Below are 25,506 nucleotides of genomic sequence, written 5' to 3'. Positions count from 1 at the left end.
CCGCGCGCCTCCGGCCGCCCGGACGTCGTGACCGGATCGTTGTCGTGAGAGACGGACGGGCGTCCACGAGACGTGGCGTGCGCCACATCGTGCGTGCAAGGATGCAGCCGTTGCAGTGACGTACGGACGCTCGACCGGACCCGTGGTCGCCCCCCGCCCCGGCGGGACCCGCGGAACCGTCGGCCCTCGGGTCGGACCACCCGGTGCAGGACGTGAGGCATTGCGGCGCGGTACGGGCACGGGGCCCGTGCTGTTCACCCGGTGGGACGTGAAGGAAGCACGACATGGCACAGGGCGCGGTCAAGTGGTTCAACTCCGAGAAGGGCTACGGGTTCATCGCCCAGGACGGCGGCGGTGCCGACGTCTTCGTCCACTACTCGGCCATCGACTCGCAGGGCTACCGCACGCTCGACGAGGGTCAGCGCGTGGAGTTCGAGATCACCCAGGGCGCGAAGGGGCCGCAGGCGGAGCACGTCCGCCCGCTGTGACCCGTCCCCGGCGTCGGTCCGGGGCACGCTGACGACGGGACCGTCCCCCTCGGGGCGGTCCCGTCGTCGTACCAGAGGGCTTCCACGGGCTCGCCGTCACGACGGCGGGCGACCGGTCAGTCGCCCGTGGCGGCTGCGGGAGCGGCCGTGCCGGTGAGGCCGTCCGGAGCCCACGGCCGCGGGTCGGTGCGCACGACGGCCGCACCGGCGAAGGCGTCCAGCTCGGCCCCGACCAGCACGCGGGCGGGCACGGGCAGGGTGCGCAGCGTGCGCGCGAGCCCGGGGTCGTCGAGCAGCCCGTCCTCGTCGGTGCCCGCGAGCACGAGGTTGCCGTAGTGCCGGCCGCGCAGCTGGCCCGGCTCCGCGACGACCGCCACGTGGCGGAAGACGGCGCGCAGGGTGGCCGCCTCGGCCCGCGCGAGGGCGAGCGGGGGCCGGTCCGCGCAGTTCGCCAGGTACACGCCGCCGGGACGCAGCACGCGGGCGACGTCGCGGGCGACCTCGACCGTCGTCAGGTGGTCCGGCGTGCTGTCGCCGGCGAACACGTCGCGCACGACGACGTCGAGCGACGCGTCGGCGACGCGCGCCAGCTCGGCCCGCGCCTCTCCGGTGCGCAGCCGGAGCCGGGGTGCGCGCGGGAGCGCGAACCAGGTGCGGACGAGGCGGGCGAGCTCGCCGTCGAGCTCGACGGCGAGCTGACGGGCTCCCGGGTACCGGTGGGCGAGCGTGCGCGCCAGGGCGCAGCCGCCTGCGCCGAGGTGCAGCACGGCCGGCTCCGGCCGGTGGGCGGCGAGCGTGTCGACGACCGCGGCCATCTGCTGCATGTACTCGAAGTCGAGCAGGTCGGGGTCGTCCAGGTCCACGAACGAGCTCGGCACGCCGTTGACGAGCAGGGTCGCGGCCCGGGGGCGGCCGGGCTCGGGCACGACCTCCGCCGTGCCGGTCGCGACGGCCACGGGTCCCGTCGGCCACGGCGCCGCGTCGCCTCCGGGTGTCGGTGGTCGGCGGGAGGATGCGGAGCGGCGGGCCACACCGCCACGGTAACCGTCACGGACGGCGACGGGGGATTGCGCGATTCGAACAGGTGTTCGATGATGGTGGCGGCGGGTCGTCCGCCGTGACGGGAGGTGGGTGCGATGACGGGTCACGTGAGCGTCCTGCGCAGCGGTGCGGCCGCGTCCGCGGTGCCGCCGCAGACAGCGGACCTGCTCGCGCGCGCGGACGCGGAGCTGCTGGCCGCCCAGTTCTCCGGCGAGCCGTGGGAGAAGTTCTCGCACGCCCACCTGGCGGCGCTGCGCGCCGGTGCCGGCCTCGTCGCCGCGCGGGGACGACCGGCAGGGCGCGGCGCCCCCCGCACCGTCTGGGGCATGCTGGACTCGGTCGCTCCCGAGGTCCACACGTACTCGGCCTTCTTCGCCCAGTCCGCCCCGCTGCGCTCGGCGGTCGACGCCGGCCGGTTCGACCTCGTCTCCGAGGCCCGTGCCGAGCGGGCCCTGTGCGCCGCCGAGGACCTCGTCGACGCGGTGCGCGCCCTGCTGGCCGAGGGCGCCGACGGCGCCGACGTGCCGCACGTCGCGACCGCACGGTGAGGGGCGACCTCGTGGAGGACGGCTGCCACGTGCTCCACGTGGAGGTCGAGGACCTCCCGGTGCAGGTCGCCGTCGCCCACCGCCCCGAGCTGTCCGGCTTCCCGGTCGTCGTGCACGTGGACGGGACGGTGCTGGACGCCTCCGCAGCGGCACGGGCCGCCGGCGTGGCAGCGGGGGAGCCGCTGGATGCGGCGCTGGCACGGTGCCGCGGTGCCGTGCCGGTGCCCGCCGACCCCGACGCCCACGCGCGGGTCGCGGCCGGCCTTCTCGACGTGCTGACCGAGCTGACCCCGCTCGTCGAGCGCGTCGGGCCGGCGGCGGCGTTCGTCGACGTCGCGGGCGCGCTCCGCCGCCACGGGAGCCCGGCGAGGATCGCCTGGCTGGTGCGCGACCGTGTCCGGGCGCGGCACGGGGTGTCCTGCGCCGTGGGGGTGGCGGCGACGAAGGTCGTGGCCCGCCTCGCGGGCAGGGCCGCCGGCCCGGACGGCGTGCTCCTCGTCCCGCGCGCCGCGTCCGCCCGCTTCCTGCGTCCGCTCCCCGTCACCGTGCTGCCGGAGGTCGAGGGGACGGTCGAGGCCGTGCTCGCCGAGCACGGCATCAACGCGCTCGGAGAGCTCGCGTCCGCGTCGCCGGCCGGTGTGCGCCGGGTGCTCGGACCCGTGGCCGCACGGCGCCTGCAGGACCTGGCGTGGGGGCGCGACCCGCGTCCGGTCGTCCCGGTCCCTCGGCGTGCCGAGGTGGACGAGCTGCGGGTGGAGACCCCGTGCGCGGACGCCGGTGGTGACCGCGGCCGGCTCGAGCGGTCCGTGCGCGTCCTGGCTCGTGAGGGCGCCGCGCTGCTGCGGGCGCAGGGGAGGTCGACGCGGCGCGTCGACCTCGTGACGGTCACGGCGGACGGCGCGGTCCTGACGCTCTCACGCGCGCTCGCCACGCCGACCCGCGGCGAGCACGAGCTGCACCTGGTCACCCGGTCGCTCCTGGCGGGTACGACGTGGACGGCGGTGCCGGAGACGCTCCGACTCGTGCTGGGTGCGCTCGACGCGCCCCGGTCGTCCTCGGGGGCGGATCGGGCCGCCGGTCGCCCCGGGGACGGCGACGAGACCGGGCCGGAGGCACCCGCCGACGCCCCTGCGGGCGCGCGGAGGGGCGCCCGGCAGATCCGACCGGCCAGAGTCACCCTCGTGCGGGGCCCCTCGACTACCACCATCGTCACCGCCGACATATCCTGAACGTCACACACAGTCCACCGGAGTGCGACGGGGGTCGGGATGCCACTCTCCGAGTACGAGCAGCGCGTTCTGGAGCAGATGGAACGTCAGCTCACGTCTGACGACCCTCGGCTCGCGAACACGCTGACGAGCCGCGGCGGTCGCCGCCCCGTGACGCGTTACGTCGTCGCCGGTGCGGGTGCCGTCGTCGGTCTTCTGCTGCTGGTCGTCGGGGCCGCGTCGTCGCTGCCGTGGCTCGGCGCCCTCGGTTTCGTCGTCATGTTCGCCGCGGTCGCGTACGCGTTCGCGGCACCGCGCCGCGCGCGGTCCGGCCCTCAGGGCGCGGTGCGTCCCGACGGCACGGTGCGCCGCCCGTCGGCAGCGCGCCCGGCGGGGCGCAAGCAGGGCTTCATGAGCCGGCTCGAGGAGCGCTGGGACCGACGCCGGCACGAGGGCGGTCGCTGACCAGCTCATCCGCCCGGTCCCGCACCTGGGTCACCCACTCGTCGAGCGCCGCCGGCCCCACGGCCGGCGGCGTCGGCGTGTCACGGCGGCTCTCGACTGCGGCCGACGTGCCGCTCGCGCGGCCCGGCGAGGGCCGGTCGTACCGGTGTGCGTGGCGTCGTCGGTCTGCTGCTCGTCCGGGCCGCGTCGTCGGCTGCCGTGGCTCGGTCCTCGCGCGTCCCGTCGTCAGGTTGGTCGCGGTGGACGGCACCGCGGCGCGCGCGGCCCCGACCTCAGGGGGCGGCGCGTCCCGACGGGGCGGTGCACCATCCGTGGGCGGCGCGCAGGTCCGGGCGCGAGCAGGGCGTCATGAGCCGGCTCGAGGAGCGCTGGGACCGACGCCGGCACGAGGGCGGTCGCTGACCAGCTCACCCGCCCGGTCCCGCACCTGGGTCACCCACTCGTCGAGCGCCGCCGGCCCCACGGCCGGCGGCGTCGGCGCGTAACGGCGGCTCTCGACGGCGTCGACGAGCCGCTCGAACGCGGAGAGGGCGGGTCCGTCCAGCAGCGTCTCCGTGCGCAGCAGCAGCGCACGCTGCACCTCCCGCAACGCGCCGCGCGGGGTGGCGGCGTCCGACCACGTCAGTCCGAGGCGTGCGAGGTCGCGACGCAGCCGGGCCCACGCCTGCTCGGGGTCCGTCGGCGGCTCGGCCCGTCGGCGCCGCGCGAGCAGCACGCCCGCTGCGGCGCCGCCGAGCACCAGCACCGCCAGGCCCACCGTGACCGCGACCGCGGCCCACGGTGCCCCGTCCTCCGCCGCCTCCGGTGCCGACGCCGGCGGCGCGGTGCTGCCCGCGCTCGCCCCGGGCACGGGCGCGGCCTGGCCGGGCTCCATCTCCTCCGGCGGCCCACCGCTGCCCTGGACACCGGTGAAGGGGTCCGCCCACACGGGCGGCGGGCCGGTCTGGGAGGCAGGCGTGGGCTCGAAGCGCACCCAGCCGCGGCCCTCGAAGTACAGCTCGGGCCAGGCGTGGGCGAGGCGGCCCGTGACGACGTAGGTCCCGTCCTCGGTCCGTTCGCCCGGCAGGAAGCCGACCCCCACGCGGGCCGGGATGCCGAGCGTGCGGGACATCACCGTCATGGCGGTCGCGAACTGCACGCAGTACCCGCGCCGCGACTCCAGGAAGTCCCACACGGCGTCCGAGGTGCGCGCGGGCGGCACGCGCGTGTCGTACGTGAAGTTGCTGGCGGAGCGGAACCAGCTCTGCAGGGTCATGGCCTGGGCGTACGGCGTCTCGTCGTCGGCGGTGAGGTCACGGACGAGGCGTTCGACGTCCTCCCGGTGCTCGGTGTCCGGCACGGTGACGTACAGCGAGGCGTCGGGCGGGGTGCCGACCGGTGTCTCGCGCAGCGCGTCGGGGGTCAGGTCCGGCACCTGCACGAGCATCGAGTAGGTCAGGTCGCGGTCGGTGCTGCGCTCCCCGACGACCTCGTCGCGGTCCTGGTCCCAGCCCCACGGGCCGGCGACGTCGACCGTGCGCGGGTGCGTGCTGACCGGCAGCCGCCGCTCGCGCAGCGCGCCGACGGTGACGTCGACCTGTGCGAGCGTGCCGGCGGAGGGGTCGGGGAGCGCGCCGGCCGTGGTGCCGTCCGACGCCAGCAGGGTGCCGGCCCGCCAGGGCCGCAGCTCCTCGGGCTCGTCGCGCTCCCACGTGCGCCCGTCGAACGTCGCGAGCGTGAAGGCCCGCAGCGGGCCCACGAGGCGGGCGTCGACGGCGCGGGTCGCAGGGCCCGACGCGGTGGGGGCAGGAGCGACCCCGTCCACCGCCGCACGAGCCGCCGCGCCGTCGTCCCCGGCGGCGCCCTCGTCCGGCGCCGTGGGGTCGGTGACCCGGTAGCGGAGCACCTCCTGGCCCGAGCGCGCCCCGAGGCTCTCGCGCAGGTCGAGCTCGTCGCTGAGCTCCAGCGGCCCCACCGGGGTGGAGCCGAGCTGCGGCAGGGCGACCGACGCCCAGCCGGGGACGTCCATGAGCACGGGACCGGCGACGAGTCCCACGGTCGCGAGCAGCGCCGCCCCGGCCCCGGCGGTGACGGCCCGCCGCGCGCGTCCGGCGCGGGCGTGGTGCGGCGCGGCGCCGTAGGCGAGCAGCGCGAGGTACGCGACCGCGGTCCAGAAGACCGGGCCGCCGCCGGCGGGGAAGCCGAGCACCACGGCCGGCACCCAGAGGGTGAGCAGCGCGAGGCCCGCGACGGCGGGGACGCGCAGCCCGAGCACCGCCAGGTCGACGAGCAGGACGACGGACACGGCCCCGACCACGACGAGCATCTCGCCCGGCCGGACGTCCGGCATGGGGACGAACGAGTCGTTGACGACCCGGACCCCTTCGCGGGCGAGCGCCCAGGCACGCCCCACGGCGTCGAGGTCGGGCAGGAACTGCGGCCGACCGGGCGGGGCGCCGTAGCGCAGCACGAGACCCACGAGAGCCACGGCCGCACCCGCCGCGGTGGGCACCCACCAGACGCGGGTGAGCGCGCGCGCGACCGCGGCCGCCGAGGCGACGACGAGCACGGCGAGGCACGCGACGACCAGCCAGCGCCGGCCGTCGATCAGCCCGCCGAGCGCGAGCAGGCTGGCCCAGGTGGCCAGGACGGACAGGGCGGACCCGAGCACGGCACGAGCGCCGTGCTCGGCGCCCACGGGCCGGTTCACCGGGCGCTCCCGAGCAGTCGGAGCCAGCACGCGACCGGGTCCTCGCCGGCGGTCGCGGGCGCCGCGCGCCACCCGGCGCGCACGAGCGCGGCCTGGGTGTGCCGGGCGTCGCGCTCGTCGCCCCCGTGACGCCCGTCGGCGCGGACGAGTGCCCACCCCTGGCCGGCGTCGCTCACGTGGGCGAGTGCGGCGCGCGCGGCGGCGGTGAGCGGGCCGAGCACGGCCAGCACGATCTCGCCGCCGGAACCCGTCGTGTGCAGCAGGCGAGCGGCGTCCAGCAGGTGCGCCTCCGCCTCGTTCGTCGAGCGCGCCGGCTGCAGGTCGACCGTCAGGTCGAGGAGCGCGGCGCGTGCCTCCGGCCCGGAGCGACCGTGGACGAACGCGGACGTGCCGGCGGTGCCCCCGGCCGTCCCGGTGCCGATCCCGGCGCCGACGAGGCGCACGGGGTGCCCGCCGTCCAGCATCGCCAGCGCCATCGACGCCGCGACCGAGATCGTCCACTCCGCGGCGCTGCTGCGGACCGGGAGGTCGAGCAGGACCGTCACCGGGCGCATGCCCGCGCGCTCGTCGGACCGGACCAGCAGCGCGCCGCGCCGTGCGCTGGACCGCCAGTGCACGCGCCGCAGGTCGTCGCCCTCGCGGTAGTCGCGCAGGCTCGCGTCGTCCGGGGACGGCGTCCGGGCGCCGAGCGCGACGCGGTCGGGCTCGCCCACGAGCACGTCACCGGGTGCGGGCAGCGGGGTGACCGCCGGCCACACGGCCACCTCGGAGTCCTCGCCGAGGGTCGTGCGGGCGCGGACGACCCCGAAGACGTCCGTGCGGGTGACGACGAGGGGACCCAGCGGCCAGCGGCCGCGCTGCGTGCCGTGCACGGGGTAGGTGACGGTGACCCGGTCGGCCGCCCGCCGTACCCGTGCGCGCAGCGGCCGACCGCCCGAGAGCTCCACCGCGGCCTGCTCGGCGAAGCGCAGGCCGGCGAGCCGGGCCCGCGCGCCGGCGTCGTTCGCGCGGACCACCACGTGCACCTGGGCCTCCTCGCCGGCGTGCACCGGGTTCGGGGTCACGTCCCGGACCACCTCGAGCCGGCGGCCGCGGGCGGGGTCGCCGAGCGCCACGACGGCGAGGGCGACGAGCACGAGCACGAGCAGGAGCACGCCGACACGGGCCAGGTCCAGCGCCCCGAGCGAGACGCCGGCGTGGAGCGCGACGGCGCCGGCGGCGGCGAGCGCCCCGCCGCGGACGGTCGGCCGCAGGCGCATCAGCCCAGGAGGCGCCGCACGCGTGCGGGCGGGTCGAGGGACGGCACGGGTGTGCGGGCGACGAGGTCGGCGACGACGTCCTGGGTCGACCGGCCGGACAGCCGTGCCTCGGTGCTCGGCAGCAGGCGGTGCGCGAGCACGGGCACCGCGAGCTCCTGCACGTCGTCCGGGAGCACGTGGTCACGGCCGGCGGACGCAGCGAGCGCCTTGGCCGCGCGCAGCAGCTGGATGGCGGCGCGGGGGGACGCGCCGAGCCGCAGCCCGGGCTCCTCGCGCGAGGCGGCGACGAGGTCCACGACGTACCTCTTCACGCCGGGTGCGGCGTGCAGGCGGCGCGCCACGTCGATGAGGCGGGCCACCTGCTGCGGGTTCGTGGCCGGGCGCAGGCGGGCCAGCGGGTCGGTGGTCTCCTGCGCGTCGAGCATCGCGATCTCGCTCTCGACGCTCGGGTACCCCACCGTCAGCCGGGCCATGAAGCGGTCCCGCTGCGCCTCCGGCAGCGGGTACGTCCCCTCCATCTCGACCGGGTTCTGCGTGGCGACGACGAGGAACGGGCGGGGGAGCGGGTAGGTGCGCCCGTCCACCGTGGCCTGCGCCTCCTGCATGCACTCGAGCAGGGCGGACTGCGTCTTCGGGGAGGCGCGGTTGATCTCGTCGCCGATGACCACGTGGGCGAACACGGGACCGGGCCGGAACTCGAACTCGTGCGTCTGCGCCCGGAAGATGTTCACGCCGGTCAGGTCGCTGGGCAGCAGGTCGGGCGTGAACTGGATCCGCCCGACCGGGGCGTCGATGCTGCGCCCGATCGCCTTGGCGAGCGTCGTCTTGCCCACGCCCGGCACGTCCTCGAGGAGCAGGTGCCCCTCCGCCAGCAGGACCGCGAGGGCGACGCGGACCAGCTCGGGACGGCCGGTGACGACCGACTCGACCCCGGCGCGCAGCCGGGCGGTGACGGCGACGAGCTCGTCGAGCTCGTCCGGAGACGGCAGTGCCTGCATCGCAGCTCCCTCGGCGGACCAGGGGACGAGCGTACGTGGCGTACGACACCTCCGGGGTCGCTCGTCCGCACTTCGCCCGCCTGGCCGCGCGGGCGGCGCCGGGCAGGTCCCCCCACTTCCCTCCACGCAGGCCCCGGCTCGTGCTCCACCGCCCCCCACGACCCTCCCCGCGGCCGCGCCGGGCTGCCCGGATCGCCCGCGATCGGGCCGTTTCGCCCCGCCCCGCGAATCCGTCGCGCTTCTGCGACACGACGGGCGCGCGCCTCGTCCTCCACTTTCCTCCACAGGCTCTGACCTGCGAAGACGCTGCTCGACTGGGTGAACTTGCGCGTCCTTCCGGATGCGGGTGGAGGGAAGTGGAGTAGCGTGGAGACACGTGGTGAGGCCGGGAGAGACCGGTCCGTCACGGCGGGGGGACAGCCAGGAACGCCGACCAGGAGGGAGTGAGGTGTCGCATGACCCGACCGGCGCCTTCGGCTCCTTCGCGCCCTTCCTCGGCACCTACACGCCGCGCCTGGACGACAAGGGCCGGCTCATCCTCCCGGCGAAGTTCCGGCCGCAGCTGGCCCCGGGGCTCGTCATGACGCGCGGGCAGGAGCGCTGCCTCTTCCTGCTCCCGATGGACGAGTTCCGGCGGATGCACGACCAGCTGCGGCAGGCGCCCGTCACGAGCAAGCAGGCCCGTGACTACCTGCGTGTCTTCCTGTCCGGGGCCAGCGACGAGCTGCCGGACAAGCAGGGACGCATCTCGATCCCGCCGGTGCTGCGCAAGTACGCCGGCCTCGACCGCGACGTGGCCGTGATCGGCACGGGCACCCGGGTCGAGATCTGGGACCTCGCCGCCTGGGAGGCCTACCTGGCCGAGCAGGAGGCGGGCTACGCCGACACGACCGAGGAGGTCTTCCCGAACGGCCCGTTCTGAGCCGTCCGCCGACCCGATCGATGTCCGCACCGCAGCACCGCCGCCGAGGCTGCCGCCCGGTGGCGCGGCCCCGCACACCCTCCTCCGCCCGACGAGACCTCCTCCCGTCCTCTCTGACGCACTTCCCCGGCGCCAGAGAGGTCGGTGGGGGATCTGGCCGGACGGGGGAGGGACCGTCCGGCCGGCACCGGCTCCCGTCACCGCGGGAGCGAGCACGCAGCACCAGCAGCACCAGCAGAGATCGCAGAGACGACGAGACGCCGCACGGCGGGAAGGAGGAGCGTCATGGGTGAGCCGACCGACGTCGACCCCGCCGCGCGCCACACCCCCGTGCTGCTGCAGCGCTGCCTCGACCTGCTCGGCCCCGCGATCGAGGGGACGGGTGCCGTCCTCGTCGACGCCACCCTGGGCATGGGCGGGCACTCCGAGGGCGTCCTGCGCGCCTTCCCCGGCGTGCGCGTGGTCGGGATCGACCGCGACCCGCAGGCGCTCGAGCTCGCCGGCCGGCGCCTGGCCCCGTTCGGCGACCGCTTCACCGGCGTCCACGCGGTGTACGACGAGATCCCCGACGTGCTCGACCGCCTCGGGCTGCCGTCCGTGCAGGGCGTGCTCATGGACCTCGGGGTGTCCTCGCTGCAGCTCGACGAGGTCGAGCGCGGCTTCGCCTACGCCCACGACGCGCCGCTGGACATGCGCATGGACCCCACGCGGGGCGCGACGGCCGCCGAGGTGCTCAACACCTACGACGAGCGTGCGCTCGCCCGCGTGCTGCACGTGTACGGCGAGGAGCGGTTCGCCGCGCGAATCGCTCGGGCCGTCGTGCGCCGGCGGGAGCAGGCGCCGCTGACGCGCACGGGCGAGCTCGTCGACATCGTGCGCGCCAGCATCCCCGCCGCGACCCGCAAGACCGGCGGGCACCCGGCCAAGCGCACCTTCCAGGCGCTGCGGATCGAGGTGAACGGCGAGCTCGCCGCGCTCGAGCGTGCCCTGCCCGCTGCGATCGAGGCGCTCGCCGTGGGCGGCCGCATCGTCGTCGAGTCCTACCAGTCCCTCGAGGACCGGCTGGTCAAGCGCGCGCTCGCCGCCGGTGCGACCTCGAGCGCGCCGCCCGACCTGCCCGTCGAGCCCGCGACCCACGCGCCGTACCTGCGCCTGCTGACCCGCGGCGCCGAGGAGGCCGACGCGGAGGAGCTCGCCCGCAACCCGCGCGCGCAGTCCGTCCGGCTGCGCGCCGCCGAACGTGTCCGACCCACCCCTGACCACCTGCGCACCGCGAGGAGAGCCGCATGAGCGCCCTGCCTGCCAGCGCCGCACGCACCGCACGTGCGTACCCGCTGCCCCGCCCGGCCGTCGCGCCGCCCCCGCGGCTGCGGGTCGTCCGCGCGCCCGAGCAGGCGCGGTCGCGGGTCCCGTTCGTGCTGGCCTGCATGGCGGTCCTCGCGGGGGCGCTGCTCACGGCGCTGCTGCTCAACACGCAGATGGCGTCGCTCGCGTTCGAGCGGTACGAGCTGTCCAACTCCCTCAGCCGCCTCGAGCAGGACCGCATGGACCTCGTCGCGGCGCTCGACCAGCGCTCGTCGCCGGCACGTCTGGCCGAGGCCGCGACCGCGCTCGGCATGGTCGAGGCGAACGGCACCGGCTGGCTGCGCCTGGCGGACGGCAGCGTCCAGGGGGCGCCGGCTCCGGCGGGCGGATGAGCACCGACGTGCGTCCGGGCTCCGGACGTGCGACGGGAGGACGGCAGCCGCGTCAGCGCGTCGTCCCGGCGGGGGCCGCCGCGCGTGGCACCGTGGGCGGCGTGAGCGAGCGCACCGGCACGACCACGCGCCGGGCACCCGTGCAGGACGCGAGCGGCCGGCGTGCGGGCGCACCCACCGCCGCGCGCGCGCCCCGCGACGGCCACGCCGCGCGGCCCGCCACGTCGCGCGCGCCGCGCGGCGCCACCCGCTCCGCGGCGGCGCGCCGTCCCGGTGGTGCCCCTGCCCTGCGGGCCCCGCGGCCCGCGCCTGCGCGCCCGGTCCGGCCCGCGTCCCGCGGTCGCCTGCTGGCGCTCGTGGTGACCTTCGCGCTGCTGTTCGTCCTGTTCGCGGGGCGGCTCGTCTACGTGCAGGTGATCCGCGGGCCCGAGATCGCCGCCCAGGCGCAGGCGCAGCGGATGGCGACCCAGGAGGTGCTCGGCGCGCGCGGCGAGATCACCGACGCCGACGGCGTGGTGCTGGCGACGTCGGTCGAGCGCTACACGATCGCCGTCGACCAGCAGAAGGTGGCGCGCTACGCCGCGCGCGGCTCGGACGGCGAGGACGGGCCCGCCGGCGTGGCCGCACGCCTCGCGCCGCTGCTCGGCGTGAACCCCGCGGAGCTCGGGGGTCGGCTCGTGGGGGAGCGTCCGTACACGGTGATCCAGAAGAACGTGCTGCCCGAGGTCGCGCGCGACATCCGCGCGCTGCGCATCGACGGGGTCATGGTCGACAAGGTCGCCGACCGCGTGTACCCCAAGGGCGCCGTCGCCGGGAACATGCTGGGCTTCGTCAACTCGAACGGCACCGGCCTGCAGGGGCTGGAGATGACGCTCGACGAGCGTCTGCAGGGTGCCAAGGGGCGTGAGCGGTACGAGCGCGGGCGCGGCGGCCAGCCGATCCCCGGCGGCGTGTCCGAGGGGACGCCGGCGCGGGAGGGCGACTCGGTGCGCCTGACCCTCAAGTCCGACCTGCAGTGGAAGGCGCAGGCCGCGCTCGACGCGCAGGTGGCGGCGACGGGTGCGACCGGCGGCGCGATCGTCGTGATGCGCCCGAACGGCGAGGTCCTCGCGCTGGCGGACTCGGGCTCCATCGACCCCAACGACCCCGGCGAGGCGGGCACGGGCGCGCTGTCGCCCGCGGTGACGCAGGTCTTCGAGCCGGGGTCCACCAGCAAGGTCGTGACGATGGCGGCGGCGCTCGAGCTCGGTCTCGTCACGCCCACCGAGCAGTTCTCCGTGGCCGACCGCTGGCAGACCCCGCACGGGGAGACGATCAAGGACTCGCACGACCACCCGGTGCAGCAGCTGACGGCGACGGGCGTCTTCGCGGAGTCCTCCAACGTCGGCACGATCCTGATCGGCGAGCGGCTGAGCAAGGAGCAGCGGTACCAGTACCTGTCCGCGTTCGGCTTCGGCTCGCGGACGGGCATCGAGCTGCCGGGCGAGTCCGCGGGGCTCCTGCGGACACCCGACCGCTGGCAGGGCCGGGACGAGTACGCCGTGCTGTTCGGGCAGGCGGTGTCGGTCAACGCGCTGCAGGCCGCCAGCGTCTTCGCGACCATCGCGAACGACGGGGTGCGGGCGCAGCCGCACCTCATCGCGGGCTGGACCTCGCCCGACGGGGAGTACCGGCCGCAGACGCAGCCGGAGGGGACGCGGGTCGTCTCGTCCGAGACCGCGGCCACCGTGCTGTCGATGATGGAGAGCACGGTCGCGGACGGCACGGGGTCGGGCGGGGCCATCGCGGGCTACCGCGTCGGCGGCAAGACCGGCACGGCGCAGAAGTTCAACCCGGCCGGCTACACGTCGTCCTTCATCGGCGTCGCGCCGGTCGACGACCCGCAGGTCGTCACCGCCGTGATCCTCCACGACCCCAAGTCCTCCATCTACGGCGGCACGGTCGCGGCGCCGGTCTTCAGCTCGGTCACGCAGTACGCGCTGCAGCAGCTCGGGGTGCCGCCGTCGGGGTCCTCGGCGACGCTCTTCCCGACGACGTGGTGAGGGCCGACCGGGGTAGATTCCTCCCCATGACGTCCCCCCTGGGCCGGCTGCGCCCCGAGCACCCGCCGGTCCGCAGGGTCGGCGAGCTCGTGGCCGCTCTCGGTCTGTCCCTGGCCGGCCCGACGGGGGAGGACGTGACGTTCACGGGCGTCACCATGGCGAGCGGCGAGGTCGTCGCCGGCGACCTGTTCGTCGCGGTGCCGGGCCTCAAGGTCCACGGTGCTCGGTTCGCCCGTGACGCCGTGACCGCCGGTGCCGTCGCCGTCCTCACGGACCGCGCGGGCGCGCGGCTCGTCGTCGAGCAGGTCGGCGACGCGGTGCCCGTGGTGCTCGCGGAGGACCCCCGCACGGCCGCCGGACCCGTCGCGGCCTGGTTCCACGACCACCCCGCGCGCCGGCTCGTGACCGTCGGCGTGACGGGGACGAACGGCAAGACGACGACGACCTACTTCGTGGACGCCGCGCTGCGGGCCGTGCACGAGCGCACCGCGGTGCTCGGCACCGTCGAGCTGCGCGTCGGGGACGAGGCCGTGGAGAGCCCGCGCACGACCGTCGAGGCGCCCGTCCTGCAATCGCTCCTCGCGCTCGCGCACGAGCGGGGTGCGACCGCGCTGACGACGGAGGTCTCGTCGCACGCGCTCGCGCTCGGCCGCGTGGGCGGCGTCGAGTTCGACGTCGTCGGCTTCACGAACCTGCAGCGCGACCACCTCGACTTCCACGGCGACATGGAGGGGTACTTCCGCGACAAGGCGCGGCTGTTCGCGGCCGGGCAGGCGAAGCGCGGGGTGGTCGTCGTCGACGACGCCTGGGGGCAGCGCCTCGCGGCGGAGTCGCCGATCCCCGTGGAGACGGTCTCGACCCACGTCGGCGCGCGGGAGGCCGACCGGGCCGACTGGTCCGTCGTCTCCGCCGACGTCGGCCTCGACGGCGTGGGCTCGCGCTTCACGCTGCGCGGCCCCGACGGCGTCGAGCACGAGGCCGCCAGCCCCCTGCCGGGGCTCGTCAACGTCTCGAACGCGGCGCTCGCGGTGGTGCTCGCGCACGCCGCGGGCGTCCCGCTGGACGCCGCGATCGCGGCCGTCGGACGCGCGCACGCCATCCCCGGCCGCATGGAGCGTGTCGTCGAGCGGGGGGACGGCTGGCCGCTGTGCCTCGTCGACTACGCCCACACGCCCGACGCGCTCGAGCTCGCGCTCGACGCGGTCCGCCCCATCACGCCGGGGCGGCTCGTGATCGTCTTCGGCTCCGACGGCGACCGCGACCGCGGCAAGCGCCCCCTCATGGGCGCCGTCGCCGCGCGCCTCGCCGACGTCCTCGTCGTCACGGACGAGAACCCCCGCTCGGAGGACCCCGCCGCGATCCGCGCGGCGATCCTCGCCGGGGTGCGCGACGTCCGACCCGACCTGGCCGACGTGCACGAGGCGACCAGCCGCGCGCAGGCCATCCGCGACGCCCTCGCCCTCGCCGGTGACCGGGACACGGTCATCGTCACGGGCAAGGGCCACGAACCGACCCAGGAGATCGCCGGGGTGTTCCACCGATACAACGACCGCGACGTGTTCCTCGCCGCGCGCCACGAGCAGGCCCGTCGGCAGGAGCAGCACGCGTGATCGCCCTGACTGCGGCCGAGATCGCGGCCGCGACCGGCGGCTCGCTGTCCGGCGTCGCCGAGACGGCGGTCGTCGCCGGCCCCGTCGTCGTCGACTCCCGCGAGGTGCTCCCCGGCGGCCTGTTCGTCGCGCTGCCCGGCGAGCACGTCGACGGGCACGACTTCGCACCCGCCGCGGTGACGGCGGGCGCGGCGCTCGTGCTCGCCGCGCGCCCCCTCGACGGTCCCGACGGCCCCCTGCCGTGCGTGGTCGTCCCCGACGTCGAGCGGGCGCTGGGCGACCTCGCCCGGGACGTGCTGGCGCGGCTGCGCGAGGCGGCCGTCGAGCCCGGGGGCAGCGGCCTGCGGGTCGTCGGCGTGACCGGGTCGGTCGGCAAGACGACGACGAAGGACCTGCTCGCGCAGCTGTGCGGCGCGGCCGGCCCGACGGTGGCCCCCGTGCGCTCGTTCAACAACGAGATCGGCCTCCCGCTGACCGTGCTGCGGGCCGACGAGCACACCCGGTTCCTGGTCCTCGAGATGGGGGCGAGCGGTCCGGGCCACCTGACGTACCTGACGCAGATCGCCCCGCCCGACGTGTCCGTCGTGCTGGTCGTCGGGCAGGCGCACCTCGGCGGCTTCGGCGGCATCGAGGCGGTCGCCCGGGCGAAGGCCGAGATCGTCGCGGGCCTCGCGCCCGGCGGCACCGCGGTGCTCAACGCCGACGACCAGCGGGTGCGCGCGATGGCCGCGGACGCCCCCGGGCCCGTGGTGCTGTTCGGTGCGTCCTCCGACGCGGACGTGCGCGCCGTCGACGTCCGGCTGGACGCCCTCGGCCGCGCGCGGTTCCGGCTCGTCGACGTGCCGTCCGGCGACGAGCGCGAGGTGCAGCTGCGCCTGGTCGGCGAGCACCACGTGCACAACGCGCTGGCCGCCGCCACGGCAGCCCTGGCCGTCGGGCTGACCCTCGACGAGGTCGCGCAGGGGCTCAGCGCGGCCGACGCCCTCTCGCCGCACCGCATGCACGTGGTGGAGCGGCCCGACGGGGTCACCGTGATCGACGACTCCTACAACGCGAACCCCGACTCGATGCGCGCGGCGCTCAAGGCCCTCGCCGTCATCGCCGGCCGCGAGCGGCGGTCGGTGGCCGTGCTCGGCGAGATGCTCGAGCTCGGCGACGAGCACCGCACGGCGCACGACGCGATCGGGCGGCTCGTGGTGCGGCTCAACATCGGGCTGACGGTCGTCGTGGGGGACGGGGCGCGGGCCATCCGCGACGGCGCCAACCACGAGGGGTCGTGGGGCGACGAGGTGGTGCTGGCCGACGACGTCGAGGCCGCTGCCGCGTTCCTCGAGCAGGAGCTCCGGCCCGGTGACGTGGTGCTCGTGAAGTCGTCCTACGGGGCGGGCCTGTGGCGTCTGGGCGACCGGCTCGTGGGGGCCGACGCATGAGGGCCGTCCTGATCTCGGGCGGTCTGGCGATGCTCGTGGCGCTGCTCGGCACGCCCCTGTTCATCCGCTTCCTCGTCAAGCGCCAGTACGGCCAGTTCATCCGGCAGGACGGCCCGACCGCCCACTTCACCAAGCGCGGCACGCCCACGATGGGCGGCGTCGTCATCATCGGCGCCACCCTCGTCGGGTGGCTGGCGGGGCTGCTCATCACCGGCACCGCGCCGAGCGCGTCGGCCGTGCTCGCGCTGTTCCTCATGACCGGGCTCGGGGTCGTCGGGTTCCTCGACGACTTCATCAAGATCTCGCGGCAGCGCAGCCTCGGCCTGTCCCCGCTGTGGAAGATCGTCGGGCAGGGCGTCGTCGGCGTCACGTTCTCGGTGCTCGCGCTGCAGTTCCCGAACGAGCAGTTCCGCACGCCGGCGTCGACCCGGATCTCGTTCATCCGCGACACGGACCTGGACCTGGCCTTCGCCGGGGCGACCGTGGGCCTGATCCTGTTCGTCATCTGGGCGAACTTCCTCATCACGGCCTGGTCCAACGCGGTGAACCTCACCGACGGCCTCGACGGCCTCGCCACCGGTGTCTCGCTCATCGTGTTCGGCGCCTACGTCGTCGTCGGCGTGTGGCAGTTCAACCAGACCTGCCAGTCCGTGCTGACGGCGGGGCCGCGCTGCTACGAGACGCGCGACCCGCTCGACCTCGCCGTCGTGGCCGCGGCGATCACCGGGGCCCTGTTCGGCTTCCTGTGGTGGAACGCCAGCCCGGCGAAGATCTTCATGGGCGACACGGGTTCGCTCGCGCTCGGCGGGGCGCTCGCGGCGCTGACGATCCTCACGCGCACGGAGATCCTCGGCGCGATCATCGGCGGCCTCTTCGTCCTCATCGTGCTGTCGGACGTCATCCAGATCGGCTTCTTCAAGATGACCGGCAAACGGGTGTTCAAGATGGCACCGCTGCACCACCACTTCGAGCTGTCGGGGTGGGGCGAGGTCACGATCGTCATCCGGTTCTGGATCATCGCGGGCCTGTTCGTGGCCCTCGGCGTCGGCATCTTCTACGCGGAGTGGGTGGCGGGCTAGGTGGACGCCAGGTTCGACGGCCGCACCGTCCTGGTCGCCGGTCTCGGCGTGTCCGGCCGGGCCGCGGCCCAGGTCCTCGCCGACCGCGGCGCGCGCGTCGTCACGTTCGACGACCGCGCGGACGAGGCCGACCACCGCGACGTCGACGCGCTCGTGGCGGGCGACCTCGCCGGGGCGGACCTCGTCGTCGCCTCACCGGGCATGCCGCCGCACCACCCGCTGCTCGCGGCCGCGCGCGAGCGCGGCGTGCCCGTGTGGAGCGAGGTCGAGCTCGCGTGGCAGGTCCGGGTGCCCCGGGACGGGGGCGGCGGGGAGCCGGCGCCGTGGCTGGCGGTCACCGGGACGAACGGCAAGACGACGACCGTCGGCATGCTCGAGTCGATCCTGCGGGCGGCCGGGCGCCGGGTGCTCGCGGTGGGCAACGTCGGGACGCCGGTGGTCCTGGCCGCGGTGGACCCGCAGGTCGACGTGCTCGCGGTCGAGCTGTCGAGCTTCCAGCTGCACCACACGTCCTCGATGTCGCCGCAGGCGTCGGCGGTGCTCAACGTGGCCCCGGACCACCTGGACTGGCACGGGTCGCTCGAGGACTACGCGCAGGCCAAGGGCCGCATCTACGAGCGCACCCAGGTCGCGTGCGTGTACAGCGCGTCGGACCCCGTGACCGAGGAGCTCGTGCGGGAGGCGGACGTCGTCGACGGCGCCGTCGCCGTGGGCTTCACGCTCGGCACGCCGTCCGTCGGGCAGGTCGGGCTCGTCGACGACGTCCTCGTCGACCGCGGCTTCGCCCGCCTGCGGCACACCCACGCCGCCGAGCTGGGCACCCTGGCCGACCTCGCCCAGCTGGCCGGCCCGGGCGGCGTGGTGCCGCCGCACGTCGTGCGCAACGCGCTCGCGGCGGCCGCGCTCGCCCTGGCCCACGGCGTGGAGCCCGTGCACGTGCGCGACGGGCTGCGTGCGTTCGCACCCGGCGCGCACCGCATCGTGACCGTCGGGCACGTCGACGGCGTCGCGTACGTCGACGACTCCAAGGCGACGAACGCGCACGCCGCGTCGGCGTCCCTCGCCGCGTTCGGCGAGGGCTCGGTCGTGTGGGTCGCGGGCGGGCTGGCCAAGGGCGCGTCGTTCGACGAGCTCGTGCGGGCGCGCCGGGACCGGCTGCGTGCCGTCGTGCTCATCGGCGTCGACCGCGCGCCGCTGCGCGACGCCCTCGCCCGACACGCACCGGACGTCCCGGTGATCGAGGTCCCCGCCGGTGAGACTGAGCCGGTGATGACCCGTGCCGTGCAGGAGGCGCGCCGGCTCGCCGCCGGGGCGCCCGCAGGCGTGCCGGTGACCGTGCTCCTGGCGCCGGCCAGCGCCTCGATGGACCAGTTCGCCTCGTACGCCGCGCGCGGGGACGCCTTCGCGGCCGCCGTCCGCGCCCTCGGTGCGGACGGGGTGACCCCGCGCGAGGACGCCCCGGAGGCGGGGTCGTGACCACGACGGCGGACCGCGGGCCCGCCGCCACGCGCACGCCCCACGGCGGCACGCCTGCCGTGAGCCGCGAGCCGTCGTTCCTCGGCGCGTGGAACTCCGCGGTGACCAGCTACTACGTGCTCGTCGGCGCCAGCGCGCTGCTCGTCGTCGTCGGGCTCGTCATGGTCCTGTCGAGCTCGAGCGTCGAGTCGCTGGCCGCGGGCGACTCCCCGTACGCGGTGTTCCTGAACCAGGCGAAGTACGCGCTGATCGGGCTGCCCGTGCTGCTCGTGCTCGCGCGCACGCCCGTGCGGCTGATCCGGGCCGCGGCGTGGCCGGTGCTGGGCGGCGCGGTCCTGTTCCAGATGCTCGTCTTCACGCCGCTCGGCTGCGGCGCCGGCGGCAACCGCAACTGGGTCTGCTTCCCGGTCGGGGGCGTGACGGCGCAGCCGTCGGAGACGGTCAAGCTCGCCCTCGCGGTGTGGCTCGGCGCGGTCCTGACCCGCAAGCTCGCGCTGCTGCACGAGTGGAAGCACTCGCTGGTGCCCGCCGTCCCGGTCGCCGGTCTCGCGATCGGTGCCGTCCTGCTCGGGCACGACCTCGGGACGGCGCTGGTCCTGGTGCTGCTCGTCGCCGGCGCGATGTTCGTCGCGGGGGTGCCCCTGCGGATCTTCGCGGTCGCGGGCGCCGTCGCCGCCGTCGGGGTCGCCGTGCTCGCCATCGGCAGCGAGAACCGCGTCAACCGGATCATGTCGTGGCTGTCGGCGACGTGCGACGTCACCAACGAGTGCTACCAGACGCTGCACGGCGGCTGGGGCCTGGCGACCGGCGGCATCGGCGGCCTGGGGCTGGGGGAGAGCCGCGAGAAGTGGTCCTACCTGCCGGCCGCGCACAACGACTTCATCTTCGCGATCCTCGGCGAGGAGCTCGGCCTGGTCGGCACGCTCCTCGTGCTGGGCCTGTTCGCGCTGCTCGCGTTCGCCATGGTGCGCGTCATCAGCCGCCACCCGGACCCGTTCGTCAAGATCACGACGGCCGGCATCTGCGCCTGGGTCGTCGGGCAGGCCGCCATCAACATCGCCGTCGTCATCGGGCTCGCGCCCGTGATCGGCGTGCCGCTTCCGCTCGTCTCCGCAGGAGGGTCCGCACTCATCGTGACCATGGCCGCGCTCGGCGTCCTCATCTCGTTCGCCCGGTCCGAGCCGGGCGCGGCCGAGGCGCTCGCCGCCCGGCCGTCCGTCGTGCGCCGCTCCCTCGCGGTGATCGGGCGGACCCGTGGCTGACGCGCCGGCCGTCCTGTTGGCGGGCGGCGGCACCGCCGGCCACGTCAACCCCCTGCTCGCCGTCGCCGACGAGCTGCGTGCGCGCCATCCGCAGGCCGCGATCACGGTGCTCGGCACGGCCGAGGGCCTCGAGGCGCGGCTCGTCCCGGAGCACGGGTACCCGCTCGCCGTGGTGCCGCGCGTGCCGCTGCCGCGCCGGCCGAGCGCGGACCTGCTCCGCCTGCCCGCCCGGCTGCGCGCGGCGGTCGCCGCCGCCGAGCAGGCGATCGACGCGATCGGCGCGCACGTCGTGGTCGGGTTCGGCGGCTACGTGTCGACGCCGGCCTACCTCGCCGCCCGGCGGCGCGGCGTGCCCGTCGTCGTGCACGAGCAGAACGCCCGGCCCGGGCTCGCGAACCGGCTCGGTGCACGAGGGGCCGCCGCGGTCGGCGTGACCTTCCCGGGCACCGCGCTGCCCGGGGCGCAGGTGACGGGGCTGCCCCTGCGACGGGCCGTCCAGGACCTCGTCGCGGCCCGCGCGGCGGACCCCGACGGCACCCGTCGGCGCGCCGCGCAGGTCCTCGGTCTCGACCCCGACGCGCCGACGCTGCTCGTCACGGGTGGGTCCCTCGGCGCGGTGAGCGTCAACCGGGCGGTCGCCGGCGCGGCCGCGGACCTGCTCGCCACGGGCGCGCAGGTGCTGCACCTGACCGGCCGCGGCAAGGACGCGGACGTGCGCGCCGCCGTCGCCGACGTGCCCGGTGCCGAGCGGTACCACGTGCTGGAGTACCTGACGGCGATGGAGCACGCGCTCGCCGTCGCGGACGTCGTGGTGGGCCGGGCCGGCGCGGGCACCGTGTGCGAGCTCGCCGCGCTCGGCATCCCCGCCGTGTACGTCCCCCTGCCGGTGGGCAACGGCGAGCAGCGCCTCAACGCCGCGCCGGTCGTCGCGGCCGGGGGCGGCGTCCTCGTCGACGACGCCGACCTCACGCCCGACTGGGTGCGCGCGCACGTCCCGGTGCTGCTGGCCACGGGGGACGCCGCCGAGGCGCGCCTGCGCATGGGCGCCGCCGCGGCACGTGTCGGCGTGCGTGACGGCGCGGCCCGAGTGGCCGACCTCGTCGAGGGTCTGCTGCCCGCCTCGGTCCGCGGCGACGCGGCCGTCGCCGGTGGCGCCGCGCGGCAGGACGCCGCGTCGCCGGGCGAGGCCGCGGGGCCCGCGGTGCCGCACCCCGGCGCGCGCGGCGCGGTCCCGCTCGGGGACCTCGGCCGCGTCCACCTCGTCGGCATCGGCGGTGCCGGCATGTCCGCGATCGCACCGCTGCTCGCCGCGCGCGGGCTCGAGGTCAGCGGCTCGGACGCCCACGACGGCCCCGCGCTGGCGGGTCTGCGCACCGGCGGCGTCCGGGTGCACGTGGGGCACGACGCGGTGCACGTCGAGGACGTCGACACGCTGGTCGTGTCCTCGGCCGTGCGGGCCTCCAACCCGGAGGTCGTGCGGGCGCGGGAGCGCGGCCTGCCCGTCCTGCACCGCTCCGAGGCCCTCGCGTCGCTCATGGCCGGCCGCGACGCGGTCGCCGTCGCGGGCGCGCACGGCAAGACGACGACCTCCGCGATGGTCGCGACCGCGCTCGTGCACGCCGGCGCCGACCCGGCCTTCGCGATCGGCGGCGTCGTCCGGTCCGCGGCGGGCACCCTGGGCGGTGCGCGCCACGGCGACGGCCCGTTCGTCGCGGAGGCCGACGAGTCCGACGGCTCCTTCCTCGCCTACGAGCCGCTGGTCGCGGTCGTGACGAACGTGGAGCCCGACCACCTCGACCACTACGGCTCGCGCGAGGCGTTCGAGGACGCGTTCGTGCGGTTCGTCGAGCGCGTGCGACCGGGCGGTCTGCTCGTCGCGTGCGCCGACGACCCCGGCGCAGCGCGCCTGGTCGCGCGATCGCGCGAGGACCTGCGCCGACGGGACGCGGGCGTCGTCACCTACGGCGTCGGGCAGGACGCCGACGTGCACGTCGGCGGCAGCCGTCCCACCCCGGACGGCCGCTGGGAGGTCGTGCTGACCCCGCGCGACGGCGCTCCCGCCACCCTGCGGCTGCGGGTGCCGGGCGCGCACAACGCCCTCGACGCGGCGGCCGCGTGGTGCGTCCTGCGCCGCCTGGGCGTCCCACCGGACGCGGCCGCGGCGGGGCTGGACGACTTCGTCGGCACGGGCCGGCGGTTCGAGGACCGCGGCACGGCGGCGGGCGTGCGCGTGGTGGACGACTACGCGCACCACCCGACGGAGGTCGCGGCGCTGCTCGGCGCGGCGCGCCAGGTGGCGGGGGAGGGCAGGGTGCTCGCGCTGTTCCAGCCCCACCTGTTCTCGCGCACCCGCACGTTCGCGGCGCAGTTCGGCGCCGCGTTCGACCTCGCGGACGTCGTGGTCGTGACCGACGTGTACGCGGCGCGCGAGGACCCGGACCCCGGGGTGACCGGCGCGCTCGTCGCGGACGCCGTGCCGACCGCCGGCAAGGCCCGGTTCGTGCCCGACCGGCACGCCGCCGCGCACGCGATCGCGGCCGCCGCGCGACCGGGGGACCTGGTCCTGACCGTCGGGGCCGGCGACGTGACCGAGCTCGGTCCCGTCGTCCTCGCAGCGCTCGCCGAGCGCACGGACGACGGCGCGCAGGACGCGCACGACGGGACCACCCCGGACGGTGCGGTGCGGTGAGCCCGGACCGGCCGCCCGCCCCGCGTCCGCGCCGACCGGGGGCCCCGGTGCGGCCCGCACGCCCTGCCCCGGGGGAACGCACGGGCGGCCGCGGGCGGCGTGAGCCGGGTGCCTCCCGTGCCGAGAGCGCCGAGGCGGGTACGAGCACGGGTGCCACCCCGGCGGTGCCCGAGGCGACGCCGCCACGGACGCCTGCGCAGTCCCGCCGTGCCACGACCGGTCCCGTGCCGGTGACGACGGGCGGCACCTCACGCGTGGTGCCGGGCCAGACCACCGCGACCGGACCGACGCGCACCGTCACCACCTACACCGTGGGCAGGTTCTCGGGTCCCGTCCGCCCGGCGGTCGTCTCGACCACCTCGCGCGAGCGGTTCGCGGAGCGCGCCCGGGCCCGCCGCGCGCTGGCCCGCCGGCAGGTCCTGCTGACGGGCGGCGGCGTGGCGGCGGCCGGCGCGCTGGGCTGGCTGCTGCTGCTGTCTCCGGTGCTTGCCCTGGACCCGGAGCAGGTCGAGGTGACCGGTGCCGGGACCGTCGTGGCGGTCGACCAGGTGCTCGCGGTCGTCACCGAGCACGACGGAACCCCCCTGCCGCGCCTGGACACGGTCCGCCTGCGCGACGACGTGCTGGAGGTGCCCGGTGTGCGGGAGGCGCGCGTCGTGCGCGAGTGGCCGCGCGGGCTGGCCGTGCAGCTCGTCTCGCGCGAGCCGGTGGCCGCCGTGCCCGAGGCGGCTGGACCCGGGGGCGGCGCGCCCGGGTTCGTCCTGCTGGACCAGGAGGGTGTGCAGGTCGGTCGGGCCGACGCGGCGCCCGAGGGGATGCCGGTCGTGGACGTGCCCGTGGGCGACGAGCGCACGCTGACGGCGGTGCTGCACGTGCTGGAGGAGCTGCCGCCGGACCTGCTCGCGCAGGTCGCGGGCGTGTCGGCGCAGACGCAGGACACCGTGACGATGCAGCTGCGCGACGGTCCGCGGGTCGACTGGGGGAGCGCCGACGAGACGCCGCTCAAGGCCGCGGTGCTCGCCGCGCTGCGGGCGGCGCCGACGGCCGCGGGCGCGAGCGTCTACGACGTCTCGGCCCCGCGGATGCCGATCACCCGGTGACGCGCACGCAGGACGGGTGCCGCCGGGCAGGACGCGGCGCGACACGCGCGCGGCGGTCGTTGATCCGCGCCGGGACCGCACCTAGCGTCACGACCCGACAACACACCTGACATAACTCTCACCTTCAAGTAGAGGGTGAAGGTTGGACCCGCACGACGCCCTGCGCGTCGCGCACGAGCACCGAGCAGCGGCACCCCGGGCGCCGCGACCCGCGAACGAGAGGCACCCACCGTGGCAGCTCCGCAGAACTACCTGGCGGTCATCAAGGTCGTCGGCATCGGCGGGGGCGGCGTCAACGCCGTGAACCGCATGATCGAGGTCGGTCTCAAGGGTGTCGAGTTCATCGCGGTCAACACCGACGCCCAGGCCCTGCTCATGTCCGACGCCGACGTCAAGCTCGACGTCGGCCGCGAGCTCACGCGCGGTCTCGGCGCCGGCGCCGACCCCGAGGTCGGCAAGAAGGCCGCCGAGGACCACGCCGAGGAGATCGAGGACGTCCTGCGCGGCGCCGACATGGTCTTCGTCACGGCGGGCGAGGGGGGCGGCACCGGCACCGGCGGCGCCCCGGTCGTGGCGCGCATCGCGCGCTCGCTCGGCGCACTGACGATCGGTGTGGTGACCCGTCCGTTCACGTTCGAGGGCCGCCGTCGCTCCGTCCAGGCGGACGCGGGCATCGACGCGCTGCGGGCCGAGGTCGACACGCTCATCGTCATCCCGAACGACCGGCTGCTGTCGATCTCCGACCGCTCGGTCTCGGTGCTCGACGCCTTCCACTCCGCCGACCAGGTGCTGCTGTCCGGTGTCCAGGGCATCACGGACCTCATCACGACGCCGGGCCTGATCAACCTCGACTTCGCCGACGTGAAGTCCGTCATGCAGGGCGCCGGCTCCGCGCTCATGGGCATCGGGTACGCCCGTGGGGAGGACCGCGCCGTCCAGGCGGCCGAGATGGCGATCTCCTCGCCGCTGCTCGAGGCGAGCATCGACGGCGCCCACGGCGTGCTGCTGTCCATCCAGGGCGGCTCCGACCTCGGCCTGTTCGAGATCAACGAGGCGGCGCGCCTGGTCCAGGAGGCCGCCCACGCCGAGGCGAACATCATCTTCGGCGCCGTCATCGACGACGCCCTCGGGGACGAGGTGCGCGTCACGGTCATCGCGGCGGGCTTCGACGGCGGTGGCCCGTCCCGCCGCGACGCACGTGCGCTCGGCCAGGCGGGCGGCGCGCCGGCACGGCAGGTCCCGGCGGTCGCCCCGGTGCCGGCGCCCGCTGCCACGCCGCGTCCGGTGCAGGTGCAGGACGAGGACCTCGTGCCGCTCGGCACGCTCCGCGCCGCGCCCGCACCCGCGCCCGCACCCGAGCAGCGCGAGGTGCCCGCGTTCCTGTCGACGCAGCCCGAGCCGCCCGCCCACACGGGCCCGCTCGAGGTGCCCCGCGTGTTCACGCAGGAGCCGGCGCGGCGCGACCGCGACGAGCTCGACGTCCCCGACTTCCTCAAGTAGCGC

20 protein-coding genes are annotated in these 25,506 nt (G+C 76.3%); 16 read left to right on the top strand and 4 right to left on the bottom strand.

The annotated features are described in order from the left end of the window. Positions 1–284: 284 nt before the first annotated feature. Positions 285–488, top strand: coding sequence for a cold-shock protein (locus tag FB586_RS15965; protein ID WP_136520344.1), 204 nt, complete (start codon positions 285–287; stop codon positions 486–488). A 116-nt stretch (positions 489–604) separates the two neighbouring features. Here the strand turns inward: FB586_RS15965 and FB586_RS15960 are convergent, their stop codons facing one another. Continuing rightward, entirely contained in the window at positions 605–1,444 is an 840-nt protein-coding gene (locus tag FB586_RS15960; protein WP_136520343.1) for a spermidine synthase, read from the bottom strand. Positions 1,445–1,624: 180 nt separating this feature from the next. On the opposite strand from FB586_RS15960, the gene FB586_RS15955 reads away from it, so the two are divergent. Genes FB586_RS15955 through FB586_RS15945 form a run of 3 tightly spaced genes read left to right on the top strand, consistent with a single transcriptional unit; the run spans position 1,625 to position 3,750 of the window. After that, on the top strand, positions 1,625–2,077 hold the full coding sequence (locus tag FB586_RS15955) for an SAV_6107 family HEPN domain-containing protein (protein ID WP_136520342.1): 453 nt from the start codon (positions 1,625–1,627) through the stop codon (positions 2,075–2,077). Then, on the top strand, positions 2,074–3,306 hold the full coding sequence (locus FB586_RS15950; RefSeq protein WP_168800585.1) for a DNA polymerase Y family protein: 1,233 nt from the start codon (positions 2,074–2,076) through the stop codon (positions 3,304–3,306). The genes FB586_RS15955 and FB586_RS15950 overlap by 4 nt, the downstream gene beginning before the upstream one ends. 39 nt (positions 3,307–3,345) lie before the next feature. Continuing rightward, the gene (locus FB586_RS15945; RefSeq protein WP_136520340.1) at positions 3,346–3,750 is read left to right on the top strand and encodes an SCO2097 family morphological protein; all 405 of its coding nucleotides are present in this window, start codon (positions 3,346–3,348) and stop codon (positions 3,748–3,750) included. A gap of 346 nt (positions 3,751–4,096) precedes the next feature. On the opposite strand, the gene FB586_RS19490 is transcribed toward FB586_RS15945, so the two are convergent. From FB586_RS19490 to FB586_RS15930, 3 genes are read right to left on the bottom strand one after another with little or no spacing between them, the layout of a single operon-like run. Then, complete coding sequence (locus FB586_RS19490) at positions 4,097–6,439, bottom strand: transglutaminase TgpA family protein (RefSeq protein ID WP_168800584.1); 2,343 nt, start codon at positions 6,437–6,439, stop codon at positions 4,097–4,099. Next, positions 6,436–7,698: a DUF58 domain-containing protein gene (locus tag FB586_RS15935; protein WP_136520339.1), complete on the bottom strand. Its 1,263-nt coding sequence runs from the start codon at positions 7,696–7,698 to the stop codon at positions 6,436–6,438. The genes FB586_RS19490 and FB586_RS15935 overlap by 4 nt, the downstream gene beginning before the upstream one ends. Then, a complete protein-coding gene (locus FB586_RS15930; protein ID WP_136520338.1) occupies positions 7,698–8,696 on the bottom strand; it encodes an AAA family ATPase in 999 nt (332 codons plus the stop codon). Before FB586_RS15930 ends, FB586_RS15935 begins: the two co-directional genes overlap by 1 nt. A 448-nt stretch (positions 8,697–9,144) precedes the next feature. On the opposite strand from FB586_RS15930, the gene mraZ reads away from it, so the two are divergent. The 12 genes from mraZ to ftsZ all read left to right on the top strand — a co-directional run bounded on the left by mraZ (position 9,145) and on the right by ftsZ (position 25,503). After that, on the top strand, positions 9,145–9,618 hold the full coding sequence (gene mraZ / locus FB586_RS15925; RefSeq protein WP_136520337.1) for a division/cell wall cluster transcriptional repressor MraZ: 474 nt from the start codon (positions 9,145–9,147) through the stop codon (positions 9,616–9,618). A 285-nt stretch (positions 9,619–9,903) separates the two neighbouring features. Next, positions 9,904–10,908 carry a 16S rRNA (cytosine(1402)-N(4))-methyltransferase RsmH gene (gene rsmH, locus FB586_RS15920; protein ID WP_136520336.1) on the top strand — a complete coding sequence of 335 codons (1,005 nt, stop codon included), beginning with the start codon at positions 9,904–9,906 and terminating at the stop codon, positions 10,906–10,908. Then, complete coding sequence (ftsL, locus tag FB586_RS15915; RefSeq protein ID WP_136520335.1) at positions 10,905–11,315, top strand: cell division protein FtsL; 411 nt, start codon at positions 10,905–10,907, stop codon at positions 11,313–11,315. The genes rsmH and ftsL overlap by 4 nt, the downstream gene beginning before the upstream one ends. Positions 11,316–11,416: 101 nt before the next feature. Continuing rightward, positions 11,417–13,357: a peptidoglycan D,D-transpeptidase FtsI family protein gene (locus tag FB586_RS15910; RefSeq protein WP_246036835.1), complete on the top strand. Its 1,941-nt coding sequence runs from the start codon at positions 11,417–11,419 to the stop codon at positions 13,355–13,357. A gap of 26 nt (positions 13,358–13,383) precedes the next feature. Continuing rightward, the gene (locus FB586_RS15905) at positions 13,384–14,967 is read left to right on the top strand and encodes a UDP-N-acetylmuramoyl-L-alanyl-D-glutamate--2,6-diaminopimelate ligase (RefSeq protein ID WP_136520333.1); all 1,584 of its coding nucleotides are present in this window, start codon (positions 13,384–13,386) and stop codon (positions 14,965–14,967) included. Continuing rightward, positions 14,964–16,397: a UDP-N-acetylmuramoyl-tripeptide--D-alanyl-D-alanine ligase gene (locus FB586_RS15900; protein WP_136520332.1), complete on the top strand. Its 1,434-nt coding sequence runs from the start codon at positions 14,964–14,966 to the stop codon at positions 16,395–16,397. The genes FB586_RS15905 and FB586_RS15900 overlap by 4 nt, the downstream gene beginning before the upstream one ends. Beyond that, positions 16,394–17,476: a phospho-N-acetylmuramoyl-pentapeptide-transferase gene (gene mraY, locus FB586_RS15895; RefSeq protein ID WP_136520331.1), complete on the top strand. Its 1,083-nt coding sequence runs from the start codon at positions 16,394–16,396 to the stop codon at positions 17,474–17,476. The genes FB586_RS15900 and mraY overlap by 4 nt, the downstream gene beginning before the upstream one ends. Continuing rightward, positions 17,477–18,952 carry a UDP-N-acetylmuramoyl-L-alanine--D-glutamate ligase gene (gene murD, locus FB586_RS15890; protein WP_136520330.1) on the top strand — a complete coding sequence of 492 codons (1,476 nt, stop codon included), beginning with the start codon at positions 17,477–17,479 and terminating at the stop codon, positions 18,950–18,952. 59 nt (positions 18,953–19,011) lie between these two features. After that, positions 19,012–20,214, top strand: coding sequence for a putative lipid II flippase FtsW (gene ftsW / locus FB586_RS15885; protein ID WP_136520771.1), 1,203 nt, complete (start codon positions 19,012–19,014; stop codon positions 20,212–20,214). Further along, the gene (gene murC / locus FB586_RS20280) at positions 20,207–22,903 is read left to right on the top strand and encodes a UDP-N-acetylmuramate--L-alanine ligase (protein WP_136520329.1); all 2,697 of its coding nucleotides are present in this window, start codon (positions 20,207–20,209) and stop codon (positions 22,901–22,903) included. Before ftsW ends, murC begins: the two co-directional genes overlap by 8 nt. Positions 22,904–23,127: 224 nt before the next feature. Continuing rightward, complete coding sequence (locus FB586_RS15875) at positions 23,128–24,003, top strand: cell division protein FtsQ/DivIB (protein ID WP_246036833.1); 876 nt, start codon at positions 23,128–23,130, stop codon at positions 24,001–24,003. 231 nt (positions 24,004–24,234) lie between these two features. After that, positions 24,235–25,503, top strand: coding sequence for a cell division protein FtsZ (gene ftsZ, locus FB586_RS15870; protein WP_136520328.1), 1,269 nt, complete (start codon positions 24,235–24,237; stop codon positions 25,501–25,503). Positions 25,504–25,506 lie beyond the last annotated feature (3 nt).

The organism is Cellulomonas telluris (assembly GCF_004886325.1).
GTDB classification, from domain to species: Bacteria; Actinomycetota; Actinomycetes; order Actinomycetales; family Cellulomonadaceae; genus Cellulomonas; species Cellulomonas telluris.
The sequence above is the reverse complement of the archived record's forward strand: the minus strand, read 5'-3'. Positions and strand labels throughout refer to the sequence as shown.

Coding starts and splice junctions, on each gene's coding strand:
- FB586_RS15965 (WP_136520344.1), top strand. CDS start 285: ATGGCACAGGGCGCGGTCAAGTGGTTCAACTCCGAGAAGGGCTACGGG.
- FB586_RS15955 (WP_136520342.1), top strand. CDS start 1,625: ATGACGGGTCACGTGAGCGTCCTGCGCAGCGGTGCGGCCGCGTCCGCG.
- FB586_RS15945 (WP_136520340.1), top strand. CDS start 3,346: ATGCCACTCTCCGAGTACGAGCAGCGCGTTCTGGAGCAGATGGAACGT.
- FB586_RS15935 (WP_136520339.1), bottom strand. CDS start 7,698: ATGCGCCTGCGGCCGACCGTCCGCGGCGGGGCGCTCGCCGCCGCCGGC.
- FB586_RS15930 (WP_136520338.1), bottom strand. CDS start 8,696: ATGCAGGCACTGCCGTCTCCGGACGAGCTCGACGAGCTCGTCGCCGTC.
- rsmH (WP_136520336.1), top strand. CDS start 9,904: ATGGGTGAGCCGACCGACGTCGACCCCGCCGCGCGCCACACCCCCGTG.
- ftsL (WP_136520335.1), top strand. CDS start 10,905: ATGAGCGCCCTGCCTGCCAGCGCCGCACGCACCGCACGTGCGTACCCG.
- FB586_RS15905 (WP_136520333.1), top strand. CDS start 13,384: ATGACGTCCCCCCTGGGCCGGCTGCGCCCCGAGCACCCGCCGGTCCGC.
- mraY (WP_136520331.1), top strand. CDS start 16,394: ATGAGGGCCGTCCTGATCTCGGGCGGTCTGGCGATGCTCGTGGCGCTG.